The sequence below is a fragment of the Chitinophaga eiseniae genome, from assembly GCF_012641265.1.
Classification (GTDB): domain Bacteria; phylum Bacteroidota; class Bacteroidia; order Chitinophagales; family Chitinophagaceae; genus Chitinophaga; species Chitinophaga eiseniae_A.
On record NZ_JABAHZ010000001.1, the window covers coordinates 503,975 to 517,806 of the forward strand.

The 13,832-nt window shown below is 46.7% G+C and carries 17 protein-coding genes and 1 riboswitch; of the genes, 10 read left to right on the forward strand and 7 right to left on the reverse strand.

Going from position 1 to position 13,832, the window contains the following annotated elements:
* Positions 1-98 precede the first annotated feature (98 nt).
* The 4 genes from HGH91_RS01860 to HGH91_RS01875 all read left to right on the forward strand — a co-directional run bounded on the left by HGH91_RS01860 (position 99) and on the right by HGH91_RS01875 (position 4,652).
* Positions 99-1,010, forward strand: coding sequence for an ABC transporter ATP-binding protein (locus HGH91_RS01860; protein WP_168736756.1), 912 nt, complete (start codon positions 99-101; stop codon positions 1,008-1,010).
* A 2-nt stretch (positions 1,011-1,012) separates the two neighbouring features.
* Complete coding sequence (locus tag HGH91_RS01865; RefSeq protein ID WP_168736757.1) at positions 1,013-1,804, forward strand: ABC transporter permease; 792 nt, start codon at positions 1,013-1,015, stop codon at positions 1,802-1,804.
* A 157-nt stretch (positions 1,805-1,961) separates the two neighbouring features.
* Positions 1,962-2,417, forward strand: a complete 456-nt coding sequence (locus tag HGH91_RS01870; RefSeq protein ID WP_168736758.1) for a protein-disulfide reductase DsbD domain-containing protein — start codon at positions 1,962-1,964, stop codon at positions 2,415-2,417.
* 33 nt (positions 2,418-2,450) lie between these two features.
* Positions 2,451-2,542: riboswitch (TPP riboswitch) on the reverse strand.
* 283 nt (positions 2,543-2,825) lie between these two features.
* Complete coding sequence (locus HGH91_RS01875) at positions 2,826-4,652, forward strand: cbb3-type cytochrome c oxidase subunit I (RefSeq protein ID WP_168736759.1); 1,827 nt, start codon at positions 2,826-2,828, stop codon at positions 4,650-4,652.
* Between the two features lie 8 nt (positions 4,653-4,660).
* Here HGH91_RS01875 and HGH91_RS01880 read toward each other — a convergent pair whose 3' ends face one another.
* Positions 4,661-4,978, reverse strand: a complete 318-nt coding sequence (locus HGH91_RS01880; protein WP_168736760.1) for a DUF3175 domain-containing protein — start codon at positions 4,976-4,978, stop codon at positions 4,661-4,663.
* Positions 4,979-5,113: 135 nt separating this feature from the next.
* Here HGH91_RS01880 and HGH91_RS01885 point away from each other — a divergent pair, with 135 nt between their 5' ends.
* Together HGH91_RS01885 and HGH91_RS01890 are read left to right on the forward strand one after the other, a co-directional pair.
* Positions 5,114-5,860 carry a hypothetical protein gene (locus HGH91_RS01885; protein WP_168736761.1) on the forward strand — a complete coding sequence of 249 codons (747 nt, stop codon included), beginning with the start codon at positions 5,114-5,116 and terminating at the stop codon, positions 5,858-5,860.
* Positions 5,861-5,951: 91 nt separating this feature from the next.
* A complete protein-coding gene (locus HGH91_RS01890) occupies positions 5,952-6,305 on the forward strand; it encodes a hypothetical protein (RefSeq protein WP_168736762.1) in 354 nt (117 codons plus the stop codon).
* A 50-nt stretch (positions 6,306-6,355) separates the two neighbouring features.
* Here HGH91_RS01890 and HGH91_RS01895 read toward each other — a convergent pair whose 3' ends face one another.
* The 4 genes from HGH91_RS01895 to HGH91_RS01910 form a co-directional block, all read right to left on the reverse strand.
* Positions 6,356-7,273: a helix-turn-helix domain-containing protein gene (locus HGH91_RS01895; RefSeq protein ID WP_168736763.1), complete on the reverse strand. Its 918-nt coding sequence runs from the start codon at positions 7,271-7,273 to the stop codon at positions 6,356-6,358.
* A 16-nt stretch (positions 7,274-7,289) separates the two neighbouring features.
* Positions 7,290-8,081, reverse strand: coding sequence for an SDR family oxidoreductase (locus HGH91_RS01900; RefSeq protein WP_168736764.1), 792 nt, complete (start codon positions 8,079-8,081; stop codon positions 7,290-7,292).
* Positions 8,082-8,175: 94 nt separating this feature from the next.
* The gene (locus HGH91_RS01905; RefSeq protein WP_168736765.1) at positions 8,176-9,678 is read right to left on the reverse strand and encodes an aminotransferase class V-fold PLP-dependent enzyme; all 1,503 of its coding nucleotides are present in this window, start codon (positions 9,676-9,678) and stop codon (positions 8,176-8,178) included.
* Between the two features lie 2 nt (positions 9,679-9,680).
* Positions 9,681-10,343: a DUF4395 domain-containing protein gene (locus HGH91_RS01910; RefSeq protein WP_168736766.1), complete on the reverse strand. Its 663-nt coding sequence runs from the start codon at positions 10,341-10,343 to the stop codon at positions 9,681-9,683.
* Between the two features lie 193 nt (positions 10,344-10,536).
* On the opposite strand from HGH91_RS01910, the gene HGH91_RS01915 reads away from it, so the two are divergent.
* Genes HGH91_RS01915 through HGH91_RS01930 form a run of 4 tightly spaced genes read left to right on the forward strand, consistent with a single transcriptional unit; the run spans position 10,537 to position 12,634 of the window.
* Positions 10,537-11,604 (forward strand): sensor histidine kinase, encoded by a 1,068-nt coding sequence (locus tag HGH91_RS01915; protein ID WP_168736767.1) that lies wholly within the window; start codon positions 10,537-10,539, stop codon positions 11,602-11,604.
* Entirely contained in the window at positions 11,570-12,247 is a 678-nt protein-coding gene (locus HGH91_RS01920) for a LytR/AlgR family response regulator transcription factor (protein WP_168736768.1), read from the forward strand. The genes HGH91_RS01915 and HGH91_RS01920 overlap by 35 nt, the downstream gene beginning before the upstream one ends.
* 6 nt (positions 12,248-12,253) lie before the next feature.
* Positions 12,254-12,433 carry a helix-turn-helix domain-containing protein gene (locus tag HGH91_RS01925; RefSeq protein WP_211092170.1) on the forward strand — a complete coding sequence of 60 codons (180 nt, stop codon included), beginning with the start codon at positions 12,254-12,256 and terminating at the stop codon, positions 12,431-12,433.
* A 57-nt stretch (positions 12,434-12,490) separates the two neighbouring features.
* The gene (locus HGH91_RS01930) at positions 12,491-12,634 is read left to right on the forward strand and encodes a hypothetical protein (RefSeq protein ID WP_211092171.1); all 144 of its coding nucleotides are present in this window, start codon (positions 12,491-12,493) and stop codon (positions 12,632-12,634) included.
* Between the two features lie 107 nt (positions 12,635-12,741).
* Here the strand turns inward: HGH91_RS01930 and HGH91_RS01935 are convergent, their stop codons facing one another.
* Positions 12,742-13,464, reverse strand: a complete 723-nt coding sequence (locus HGH91_RS01935; RefSeq protein ID WP_168736769.1) for a hypothetical protein — start codon at positions 13,462-13,464, stop codon at positions 12,742-12,744.
* 3 nt (positions 13,465-13,467) lie between these two features.
* On the reverse strand, positions 13,468-13,830 hold the full coding sequence (locus tag HGH91_RS01940; RefSeq protein ID WP_168736770.1) for a hypothetical protein: 363 nt from the start codon (positions 13,828-13,830) through the stop codon (positions 13,468-13,470).
* Positions 13,831-13,832: the final 2 nt, after the last annotated feature.

Here is a 13,832-nt window from a genome sequence, read left to right on the forward strand (position 1 = left end):
CAGGAATTACCTGTTTCATCCCAAATTATTGAGTGCCTGCCACAAATACCCTCCGGATCTCTGCCATTCGTATTTCTTTGAGCTAAACCAGGATTATTATGGGGAAATGGGTTATAGAAACCAACAATCTGACCTTTGGCTATAGCAAACGAACGGCCGTATTTGATAAAATTAATCTCAGGGTGGAAACCGCTGCGATTTATGGTTTTATGGGACCCAATGGGGCAGGAAAAACTACCCTGATAAGGCTGTTGTTGGGTTTACTACCGCATCATACAGGTGAGATCATGTTATTTGGAAAGCCTTTAAAGGCCAACAGGTTAGAGATTTTATCGAAAACAGGTTGTCTTGTAGAGCAGCCCTCGCTATATGAAAACCTAACAGGCAGGGACAATCTCAACATTACCTGCATGATCAGGGGACTTCAAAAAGACAGCATCGATAGGGTGTTACAGATGACGGGCCTCACTGATGCTGCCAGTAAGCGGGTAGACGCCTATTCACTGGGGATGAAACAACGGCTGGGCCTCGCCATAGCCCTGCTTCCACAACCAGAACTATTGATACTCGATGAACCGGTAAATGGGCTCGATCCTTTGGGAATAGTTGAGATCAGGGAGTTATTGATTCATCTCAACAGAGAATATGGTACTACCATATTTCTTTCCAGTCATCTTTTGTCAGAACTGGAGAAGCTGGTGACACATATCGGCATTTTACGGAAGGGCGAATTGATATTTCAGGGAAGTGCTGCTGAACTCGACGCTATACAACAGCACCAATCCACGGTGATGATCGATACGGATAATAATCACGGTTGTTTACAATTGCTGAAACAGGACTATCCGGCGATCTCGTTGGTGGCCGACAGGCTGCATATCCCTTACGGGGATAAAGAAACCATTGGCGATTTATGCCAAAAGATGGTACTGGCAGGCTTTCGTCTATATGAAGTAAAAACAGACCATCACGACCTGGAAAATATATTTATGAAATTAACAAGTAACTAATAATGGCGAAGTTCTGGCCTTCCTTATTAACGGAATTTATAAAAATCCGGCATTCATTTGCCCGGTGGCTAATATTACTGGGTGGGTTTATTATGCCCACATTTGTGGCTTTTGTTGTGCTTACCAAATGGGAACATATAGCCCGTGAGGCGGGAAATAATCCCTGGAGTTTATTTGCTGAGATGTCCTGGAAGGGGATGTCTTTCTTTTATTCTGTCTTTTTCATCGTGTTGTTAACCTGCCTGTACTTTAATATAGAATATAAAAATAACACCTGGAAACATATTTTCACACTCCCCATAGGGAAAGGACAAGTATACCTGAATAAAGTGCTTTCGATGACGGTGTTTGTAGTTTGCTATTATATGCTGTTTATCCCATTTTGGGTGGCTATGGGGTATTTGCTGGGAGCTGTTAAGCCTCCGCTGCACTTTACCAGCCATGCGCCGGATTATGCCCTGCTGTTCAGGAATTGTTGTCACTCCCTGATTTCCTCACTGAGCATTATTGGCATCCATATTTGGCTGAGTATACGGTTTAAGAATATGATTATCCCGATTGCCGTGGCTGTTTTCGGTTCCATTGTGATGGTGGCGCTTTTCCAGGGAGCGGCAATGGAAATCAAATATTTTCCCTATGCCTATCACTATTTATCGATTGCCACGCCTTACTTTTTTCATGAATATACGTGGGGTCCATTGCCGGAGCACGAATGGTATAGCATCGGATTTTTTATATTGTTTTGCTCATTGGGATATTGGGACTTTACCAGGAATTTTGCAGGTGATCATTAAATCCAACCAGATCATTATTGACCCAAACCGGATGAACGGATGTAACTATCCGTCAATGGCTCCTTGATTTTAGATCATTACAGTAAATTCGTAAAAGTCCGGGAAGCCTGTATATCAACCTGGAGCATATATATAAACCACCATTAAAAATGTATGTATGAAAAAATTGCTCACCGCATTATTGCTGTTTGGTCTGCCTGTATTGGTCAGCGCCCAGATTTTAAATCCTGCTAAGTGGAACTTTGCCGCAAAGAAGATTAACAGCAGTACTTATGAGTTGCATATGACCGCCACGATAGATGCGGGCTGGCATGTGTATGCGCAGGATACAGGAGAAGGACCTACGCCCACTTCCTTCACGCTGGCCAAAAATCCCCTTGTAGTGCAAGTGGGTAAGGTAATGGAAACAGGGAAGCTGAAGAAATCATTTGACCAAAACTTCAATTCAGAAATGAGGTACTACGAAAACCAGGTAGATTTTGTACAAAAAGTAACCGTGAAAGGTAAGGCAGCCACCAGGGTGAATGGAACGGTGAAGTTCATGGCCTGTGATGATCACCAGTGCCTGCCAGCCAAACATGTACCCTTTTCCTTCAATATAGCAGGGAAGTAAATAAAAAATGGCTCTGGTCCTAAGACCGGAGCCATGGTTGTTTCTTTCTTTTCCTACGCTGGTATTATCCAGATCAGGTCCGAGGGTATGTTCTCAGGTCTGTTTTACGAGACCACCCCTTTTCGGGAAACTTCCGCTATAAGCAGCGGAAAAATCGTGCCATTACCCTAATTCACTTGTTACCAGGGAGAGAGAATATTTCCAGGCATCCAAAGGCAGGAAGGATTTCCACAGGCGATACATTTGCGATACAGATTGTGCATATATTTTCCACTCTGCAAACGGAACGAAGCAGCATATGTGGGAGACTTTTATAGATAGCCAGCATTCAGGCTGTCCGGAAAGCTCATCTATGGGCTTTCCTGGCATAGTAAATGAGGCATATTGGTTCTCTAAAGGTCTTTCACTATGAGCGGCAACACAACGCCAGGCAACACTGGTTTGAGAGCAGAAGAAGCGCACACTATACATCCCGTATCCCCGGCGGGGGATCACGGACACAAAAAAAGTTTTCTATCTACCTACATCTTCAGTACTGACCATAAAATGATTGCCAGGCAGTACCTGGTAACAGGTATGATATGGGCTATCATTGGCGGGTTGTTCTCTGTATTGTTTCGCCTGCAGTTGGGGTACCCGGATGCTTCTTTTCCCTGGTTAGAGAGCATACTGGGGCATTGGGCCAAAGGGGGCCGCATTTCAGCAGAGGCCTTTTACGCCATGATCACCATGCATGGCACCATTCTCATCTTTTTTGTATTGACTGCCGGCTTGAGCGGTACGTTCTCCAACTTATTGATTCCTTTACAGGTAGGGGCCCGTGATATGGCTTCTCCTTTTTTAAACATGTTAAGTTATTGGTTCTTCTTTCTCTCCAGCATGGTGATGATGAGTTCCCTGTTTGTACAAACAGGGCCGGCATCCGGAGGCTGGACGTCCTATCCTCCGCTGAGCGCGTTGGGAGATGCTTCCATTGGCTCTAAGATAGGGATGGACTTATGGCTGGCCAGCATGGCGCTTTTCGTGGTATCGCAACTACTCGCCGGCATCAACTATATTACTACGATACTCAATATGCGCACCAGGGGCATGCAAATGAACAGGCTGCCATTAACCATGTGGGCGTTCTTCTTCACGGCTATCCTGGGTGTACTATCGTTCCCGGTATTGCTGGCTGGTTTTATCCTGTTGCTCATGGACCGGCATGCGGGTACCAGCTTTTACCTGAGCGAGATATTTATTGGAGGCAGGATATTGCCGAATGAAGGAGGCAGCGCTATCTTGTACCAGCACCTGTTCTGGTTTCTCGGGCATCCCGAGGTATACATAGTAGTACTTCCGGCGATGGGAATCGTATCAGAAGTGCTGGCGGTACATTCCAGGAAGCCGGTGTTTGGATACACGGCGATGGTACTCTCTCTCTTTGCCATCACTATGTTGTCTTTCCTGGTGTGGGCGCATCATATGTTCGTGGCTGGGGTCAACCCCTTATTGGGATCATTCTTTGTGTTGCTCACGTTATTGATCGCCGTGCCTTCCGCAGTAAAAGTGTTCAACTGGCTGACTACGATCTGGCGGGGACAGCTGCATTTCAACCCGGCTGCTTTGTTTGCCATTGGTTTCGTCAGCACTTTTATTTCTGGTGGACTAACAGGTATCTGGCTGGGTAATTCTACGATAGATGTTTACCTGCACGATACCTATTTTGTTATCGCACACTTCCACCTGGTTATGGGTGTATCAGCTATACTGGGTATGTTTGCAGGCGTTTATCACTGGTTTCCTAAAATATATGGCCGGTTCCTGAACAATACATTGGGCTATATTCATTTTTGGATTACGCTGATGGGGGCGTATGTGATTTTCTGGCCCATGCATTACGAAGGTCTGGCCGGTATGCCAAGACGGTACTATGATTTCAGCAATTGGCAATCGTTTAAACAATTTGGCACATTAAACGAAGTCATAAGTTTGGCAGCCATAGTGGTGTTTGCAGCGCAGCTGCTGTTCGTGCTTAACTTTTTCTATAGCATTTTCAAAGGACGGAAATTAACCACCCTAAACCCCTGGAAGGCCAATACGCTGGAGTGGACAACGCCCATTCATCCGGAGCACGGCAACTGGCCCGGTGAAATTCCCGTCGTGTATCGCTGGGCCTATGACTATGGAAAAAATGGAGAGGAGTTTATACCGCAAACGATCCCGCCAATGCCGGGTGAAAAAGACATCACCTGAAGCGCAGATTATTTATCCCTTCCAAAAACAACTCTTAGTTTCTCCTTGGCTTTTTCCAGTGTTTGCTTTTGTTTTTCCGGGAGATTTTTACCTGCCCGGTTGATATAGAAGTTCAACATAGACATCGCCGACTGATAAGGAGTGCCTTTTCTGCGGTGGCTTTTACGCGATGAGCGTTTGAGCGACTCCGCAATTTCCTGTGGATCATCAGATTTGAAAATACCCTGTTTGAGATCCAGGGCATCGCTGGTTGCCATAACATGCGCCGACCATTTTCTGCCGGTCTTTTTTTGGTTGCGGGTGGTATGTGGTGTTTCCTTCTTCATAACCCGGGTTTTTGAAAGAAACCATCAACAATGAATCCAGAAAATGGTGGTTTAAGGAACCTTTTTATTAGTGATAATTCCCTAATATTGCACGGTCGGTCAAACCGTGTTTACCCGTTTACAATCCCTGTATACATGAAACTATATTCCAAAGCTGTCCTCGCATTCATATGCTTTAGTTGTATTTACCTGCAAGCCGATGCGACTAACTTCTCAGATACCACCACGGTATTAATTATCCAGAAAGACGGAACAGTACCCGAAGGCGCCACGAAAGTGGGCGATGTAAAAGTGACCGATGGTGGCTTCAAAGTTAACTGCGGATACGACCATACGCTGGAAGAGGCCAAAGCTAAAGCTATCAAGGCAGGTGGTAATATTGTGAAAATCCGTGAGTTGAAATCACCGGATATGTTTAGTTCCTGTTACCGCCTGTTCGGCGAAATTTATTACCATCCCGATATGTCCGGGTTAATGGCCAACCGGCTCAAATTGTTCGATACCATTATGCAAACCCTGCTGCCGGATACTGCGTCCTATGCACTGCTCTATGTGTATCGCGTGGAATCTGCTATTGGCGCTGCTATTTCCTATAATGTATCCTTAAATGATTCCGTTGCCTGTCGCATGAGAAATGGCTCCAAAAAGATCATTAAAATATACCAAACAGGTTTAACCAAAATATCTGCGCGGACGGAATCCCACGATGAAGTAACTATCGACATCCATCCAGGGAGGGCTTATTTTGTGCGATGCGCCATTGGTATGGGGGCATTTGTGGGCCGGCCCAGGCTCAATATCATTGAAACTGATACGGGGTTGAACGAGTTTAACGGGGTAAAGGAGCGGTCAAAGAAAGAAGTAGTGGATGATGTGTATTAGCGATTGGGTAAGGAGCAGAGATATGTTGCAGTAAAATAAGACTTGGATAGAATAAAGGCTATTATTTCTTTAGTTACTTACAATAATAATTATGAAGACGGTATTTTTTTTGTTTTTTGCAATGCTAATAGTCGGTTGTGGATTCCCTTTTAGCTGTGAGGAATTTCAGCGTGAACACATAAAACCTGGAAAAGTGGCAGGTTGGGTGGTGGAAAAGAAGAAAATGGTTAACAGAGACTGTTTTGGTGAAATCATTGTCAAGGCACAAGGGCGATTCGATACCCTAAAATACTTACCTACTTGCAATGGGGTGACACAAAGAGAAGTATGGACAAATGTAAATGTTGGAGACTCAATATTTAAAGCAGCAGGAGAAAACACCGTTGTAATTATCAATAATAGCGGAAAGAAGGTACTTGAAATTTCATGCTTGGCTATAAAATAATATCTATTTGTGCAGACGTTAAATAAGGCGTATGGTCCATTACGAAAATCTCAATTAAACCCCTGCCTGAACTCCAGCGGCGACTGCTTCGTTTTTATCTTAAACAATTTACTAAACGACTGCGGATGCTCAAACCCCAGCTCATACGCAATCTCACTAACAGATAAATCACTGGTAGATAGCTTCTCTTTCGCTTTTTCTATCAGCTTTTCATGGATGTGCTGCTGGGCATTTTGCCCGGTAAGGGAGCGTAACATGTCGCTGAGATAGCGGGGGGAGAGGTGCAGCTGTGCTGCCAGGTATTCTACCGTGGGGAGGCCCTGGTGCAGGGCTTTCTCATCATCGAAGTAGTTGTTCAGCAGCTGTTCCATGGCCGATAGCAGGTCGTTGTTTACTGCTTTCCTGGTAATGAATTGTCGTTTATAAAACCGGTTGCTGAAGTTAAGCAATACCTCGATGTAAGACAGCAACACGTCCTGGCTGAAATCATCTATCGGGTTGTTGAGCTCCCGGTTGATGTGTTCCAGCACTTCCAGGATGGTGGTTCTTTCTTTTTCCGACAGGTGAAGCGCTTCATTGGCTTCATAGGCAAAGAAGCCATACTTTTTAATGTCTTTACCCAGTGCATGGTTGCGGATAAAGTCGGGATGAATGAGCAGGGTGACGCCGTATAATTCGGTTTCATTTTCCATGATGGAAATGATTTGATGAGGGGCGGTAAACACCAGGCCGCCCTCATCAAAGTCATAATAACCTTGTCCGTAGCCAATTCTGCCTTTCGGCAACTTTTTATAAGATATCTTGTAGAAATTGAGCAGGAAGGATTTGGGTAACTCTTCTACCGCTGCTGCAATTTTGGTGTTGTCGATAAGACTCACCAGTGGATGCATCGGGCTGGGTAAGCCCAGCAACCGGTGCAGCGTAGTGATGTCATCAATCTTGTAAGGAACCGGCGTAGCTCTTTTCATATGGCTAATTTACGGATTATACGCCTAGTATGCTTTTACCCAATTCTTTCCTGAACGCTTCGGCGCCAATTTCGAGGCGGCGGGCGTACAGCGACTGCGCATCCTTGCCGGCTACATAGCGTACCTGGTCTTTGCCGTCGGTGGCGGCTTCATATACCACGGCGGCTATCTGTGCAGCGCTGGAAAAGTTGTTGACGTCGAAAAGTGCCCATACCTTTTTGCTGGTGTCATCATAGGCAGGGTGGGAGAGCATATCAAGAGAACGGCCGGCAAAATCGGTAACAATACCACCCGGTGCAACGGTTTTTACGCCAATGTTAAAGAGCGACAGCTCATAAGCCAGGCTTTCACTCCAGCCTTCGAGGGCAAACTTGGTGGCATGGTATACGGAGCTAAGTGGGAAAGTAAGGAAGCCGCCCATGGAGGTGGTGGTAATAAACAAGCCGCTTTTTTTCTCCCTGAAATACGGGATAAAGGCCTGGGTTACCCGCAATACACCCAGCAGGTTGGTGTCCAGCTGCCGGGTCAGTTGTTCATCATTGAAGCCTTCCATAGGTCCCATCAGTCCATAGCCGGCGTTGTTGAATACTACATCTACACCTAGTTGTATAGCCTGATCTACGGTGGAGCGAATTTGTGCGGGATTGGTGACGTCTAATGGCAATACGGTTACATTGTCGAGTTGCGCCAGCGACGACCCTTCCGGTTGACGCATAGTGGCAATCACTTTCCATCCCTGCTGCTGGAATAATTCTGCGGTGGCTTTTCCTAACCCGGTAGAAGCACCGGTAATAAAAATTGTTTTCATGTTTTGTGCTATTTATACCACAAAATTCCACCAGTGGGAGGGATGTTACGTAACCATAATGAAGATGATTGTAGCCAAAATGACGAAAGCGGGGTCAACAGTCATCATTCCATTGTTTACTATCAAACCACCGCAATACCTGTTGCCGTTCCCGGGCGTTTCCCGCTTTATGGTAATACTCATTGGAATGCGGATCGTAATGGTAGGCCTGCTCCCATTCGCATATATTAGATACCATAGTTTCAAGGGCATCCATGATGAAGTGGATTTCTTCATCCGTCATAGTAGGATGTATGGACAGGCGGATCCAGCCTGGCTTCGCAGATAGATCGTCCGATTGGATCGCCTTTAGTATGGCGTACGACCGGGATGCTGGCACATCGAGCAGCAGGTGCCCGTAAGTGCCTGCACAGGAACAGCCTCCCCGTAGCTGTATCCCAAAGTGGTCATTCAGCAACCGGACTACCAGGTTATAATGTGTACCAGTTACCAGGAACGCCACTACGCCCAGCCGATCTTTTACATCCGGCTCCAGCACCTGCACCTGTGGGATGCGGGCCAGCCGGTGAAAAATAATGCGGAGTAAGGCGGCCTCCCGCGCCAGGATATAAGGCGTGCCCATCGCTTCTTTCAGCCGTATGCAAAGGGCGGCCTTAATGCCGGCCAGAAACGGGGGCGTGCCGCCATCTTCCCGCTGCTCAATATCTGTAAGGTAGGCATGCACTTTCCAGGGATTGCTGTAATGCACCGTGCCGCCGCCGGGGTGGTCGGGGATGGTATTGCGGTAAAGCTGCCGGTTGAAAACCAATATCCCCGGCGTACCCGGACCCCCCAGGAATTTATGCCCAGAGAAATAAATAGCATCCAGGTGAGCGCCGGGCACCTCCGGATGCATGTTCATATCGACGTACGGTGCGGAACAGGCAAAGTCAACGAAGCATAAGCCGTCATGTTGATGCATCAGCTGCGCAACCTGGTGATAGGGCGTTTGGATGCCCGTTACATTGGAGCACGCAGTGATGGCGGCAATTTTAAGCGGCCGGTGTCTATATCGCTCCAGTAAGGCGTTGAGATGCATAAGGTCTGTATTCCCGTTATTGTTACGCGCAATAATTTCCACGGTGGCAACGGTTTCCAGCCAGCTAAGATGATTGCTGTGATGTTCCATATGCGTTACAAAAACCACCGGCCGGGCTGCTTCTTCAAGTGGCAATAACCGTGCATGTTCCGGCATGCGCAGGCCCATTAATCGTTGTAGCTTGTTGACGGCGCTGGTCATGCCACTCCCGCAAAACAATAATACGTCTTCTTCATTGGCATGAACATGTGCTTTTATTATTTTTTTCGCTTCGGTATAGGCCTCCGACATGAGTGTTCCGGTTATCGTGGTACCGGTATGGGTATTCCCCACAAAAGGTAGTATTTCTTGCCGGATACGCTTTTCAATCGGGCCATAGGCGCGGCCGCTGGCTGTCCAGTCGGCGTAGAGGAGCTGCCGGCGCCCAAAGGGACCATCGAAATACTGTTGCTGACCGATAACATGCCGGCGGTAAACTGAAAAATGGCTTTCCAGGCTGGGTGTTGATAGCTGGATCATGACTATTTTGATTGAGCCGTGGTGGAAGATTTAAACAGCGCATGCGGAGGCTTGCTCAGTTGCGGATGCAGAAAAGCGTAAGCCAGGAAAAGCAATGCGGCGAATACACCCAGTATCGCCAGTTGCGCAGCTGATACTTTTTGTACCGGCTGCCGGGTGTTGGTGTCGCACACTTCACCGGGACAATGCTGTATTGGTTTCTTAAAGAAAAGCGGATACGCCAGGCAGCCCAGGCAGATCCCAAATGCAGCTTCAAAGAAGAGGAATAGCAGGCATACCAGGCAAATAATGCCGGTAATAGGGCTGTAGGCATTTTCTACCAGGAAAAGATAAAACATAGTAGCAGATAGCACAATGCCGATGCTCCAGGCAAACCGTTTCTGGGGGGCGCCCACATATTCCGGCACCTGGCGGCGAACCATTAACCGCCCCAGGATCATCGAAGGCGCATACCGGGGATTGATGAATACCCGCATCAGCAGGTCGAGTAAAAAAGTGGGGATCACATACTTTATCAATATAAAGTTACCATCAAAAGCAATAAACATCAGGGAAGTATAGGTGGCCAGGAAGAGGATGCCCGCGGCGGCCCTGATCTCCCGTTCATTGAGCACAGGAATATCATAGCCCGTTACTTTTTCGCCAAATTGTATAAAGTTGTTCATGTTGGTGGATTGTTACGTGTAATAGTGAGGCGTTTGTTTGCCTGATATAAAATTAGGAGAAAGGAGCTGCCACAGGAGTGCCCCGTCAACAAACAACGGGTCGGGACCAACGAACAACGGAATAGCGTCAAGCACGGGGAACAATTAGGAGATGGAGAAATATTTATCGACATTTATCCCATTAAATACCGTAATGAAGAAACTATCTGATATAAGGCGGTTTCAATTGTATGTATGGCTGGTGCCCGCATTCCTGCTGTTGAAACTGTTGACAGATACATTAAATGGCGCGGATGATTTCCTGGTACTGCGGGGTGTCAATGTAGCCTGGCTGACCATCTATTTATCGGTGGTCAACTACTACCTGCTGGAATGCACGCTTCCCCAATTTAGCTGGAAGAAGCCGGTTGCTGGTATCTTCTGGGTGCTACTATACCTGGGTATTTATTCATTCGGCTTTTATGGGTGGCGTACCCTGGGGGCAACGCTGCATATTTTTACTTCATTGGGCCCCGCCGTTCCAACCGGGAAAAGAATTGGTGCGCTGACCGGTTTGGGGATCGGCTCGGCATGTTTTTTTGCGATCGTGCGGCATATCTTTAACCACATAAAACTGAAGCAAACTGCCCAGCAACTGCTGATTGAGCGTCAACAGGCAGAACTGAATTTCCTGAAATCCCAGACCAACCCACATTTTTTATTTAATACCCTGAATAATATTTATTCACTGGCAAGGGATAAATCAGACCTGGCGCCAGAATCCATCCTGCGCCTGTCGAAGATGCTGAGGTATATGCTGTACGAAACCAGTGGCCCCTATATTGCCGTGGAACAGGATCTTAAAATTATAGAAGATTATATAGCCCTGGAGGAGCTGCGCTACGACGATTCCCTCCGCATCAATTTTAACCATGACCTGGAAGACAGGAAGCAGTCGTTACCACCTTTATTGTTGATGCCATTGGTAGAAAATGCTTTTAAACACGGGGTGTCGGAAAGCCGGGAGCACCCTTTTATAGATATTCATCTTTCGATAAAAAACAGGCGGCTGTTTTTTATCGTCAAAAATTCCACCGGCGATGAAGCCAGCTATCCCGATGTCCGGGAGAATATCGGGCTCTCTAACCTGCGCCGGCAGCTGGAATTACAGTATACGGATTACCAGCTGGAGGTAAAACAGGAAGCATTCGTTTTCACCGCTATCTTAAAAATAAATCTCGATACGCATGTCCAGGATAAAGTGCATCATCATAGAAGATGAGCCGCTTGCGGCAAAAGTGCTGAAAGACTATATATCAGAAGTTCCCTTCCTGGAGCTGCAAGGCGTATTTAAAGACGCGATACTGGCAGCCGAGTTCCTGTTGCGCGATGAAACTGACCTGCTGTTTTTGGATATCCATTTACCTAAACTGAAAGGCATGGATTTCCTGAAAACATTGGCCAATCCGCCGGCAGTGATTATTACCACGGCTTATCACCAGTATGCGGTAGAGGGATTTAACCTGAATGTAACCGATTACCTGCTGAAGCCCATTGAATTTGAGCGGTTTTTAACGGCAGTAAATAAAGTCCGTGTAGCGCAAACGAAAACCACGACAGCGGCCAGGGACTTTATTTTTGTAATGGTGCAGAAGCGTAAAGTACGCATTCTCCTCTCAGAAATATTATATATCGAAAGCCAGCGGGAATATATCAAAATCGTTACCGCCAAGGGGGAGCATATATCCAAAATGAGCACGCATGAAATAGAAACGCTGTTACCGCCGGAAAATTTCAAGCGCGTGCACAGGTCCTTTATCGTGGCGGTGAATAAGATTGAATCTTACACGGCAGAAACGATTGAAATGGCTGGAATGGCCATTCCGATAGGAAGAGGGTATAAAGATGTGATGGATAAATTATAACCGTCTTTGGCAGTCGCACACCTCACCGCCACTATCCAGCAAACAATGGGGCATCATCCCTGTCATTTTTATGATGGGAAAATTATCGACGCCGCGAAGAAAATGCTGGCCGAAACAGATAAGCCCATCGAGGAAATTGCCAATATACTGACCTACGATCCTTCCAACTTCTCCAAGTTTTTTTAAAAAAAAACTGGGCAAACACCCGGGCATTTCAGGGAAAAAGTAGAAACACCGGATGCGGTGGCTTATCATAAATCTGCATCAGCTCTCGGCGGATTGACCAATATCAAAGACATTGCACCCCTCGTGGAGTTCCTGGTAACAGACGGTTGGTGGATTACCGGGCAAACCATTTTTGCCAACGGAGGTTATACTACCCGTTAAAAGGCCTTCTTCCTTTTTTACTTTTAACCGGTTTCCCGTTGGCATCGAACAAGCAGTTGTTGCCAACGGGAACGCCACATCCACTATAGGTCTCGTCAGAGATATCGCTATTTATTAATGTGCAGCATAATATCTCTTCTGAGCGTATCTCCTTGTGGAGACAAGACTTTCGACACTACTTTAAATTTTCCGGATACCTTGTAAGGATTGGTAACATTGATGGTAGCGAGATGCATACTGGAAAATGAGAAGGATGGATAAATGAGATTGATGCTGGTATCCAGCGGCGTGATCACAAAAAACACTTTGACGGGATCAGTGACCATACCCCGGCCTGGATTACGGACCAATTCGGCGGAGATAGAGAAAGCTGTACTGGTATCGCCGGTGTAGGGATCGCTGGTAAGTAGTATATCATCTGGCAGTGCGGTGTTCACTGTAATGAATGTATCGATCGTATAGATATCGGTAGTGGCCTTGATCATGCATTTACCCGGTTGCTTGCTAACTAGGGTGGTGGTAGCAATGCCCTCATCGTTGGCCTTTACAACCAGGATGGTGTCATTGTTGGGAAATGCACCGCTCTTGGCCACGAAGGTTACGGTACGCTTATCGGCGCTTGCTTCGGGGTTGATTTTTACCTTGATATGGCAGCTGGAGGCGCTGTCAGCATCCAGCGAGGTGACAGAAAGTTCCTGGAATGTGATGATATCCCTCAGTTTAGGTCCGGATGTATTACCCAGGGAATAGAGATCATCTTCCCGGTCGCAGGCGGGCAGGAGAGCAAGTAGCAGGATATTTATCAGGACGGTTAATTTGGCTTTCATCATTGCTCAGGGAATTAGTGTGAAGCTGGTAATTTGTTCTCTCCGGTTGTTAAGCCGGTCCTGGATCGTAAGACTTACCCTTATCTCTATTGGATCTGCCGATTGTACGTCGGAGTGGATCTCAACAATCTGTGTATAGGTAAGGAAATCGTCGCTGATCAGCATCGTTTTTTGCCAGCTGGCGGGATCTATGGCTACTTTCAGGTCGGAAAGCACAAAGCTCACTACCTGTACGGGGTTCTGTTCGGGGCTGGTTACTACGGCATCATAGAAGACGGTACACACATCGCGTCCGTTTTTTACATTGGAGCTTCCATCTGAAGCCAGTATTTTAACGTTGTCGAGCAAAAGAACTGGTTGTTGTACCATTG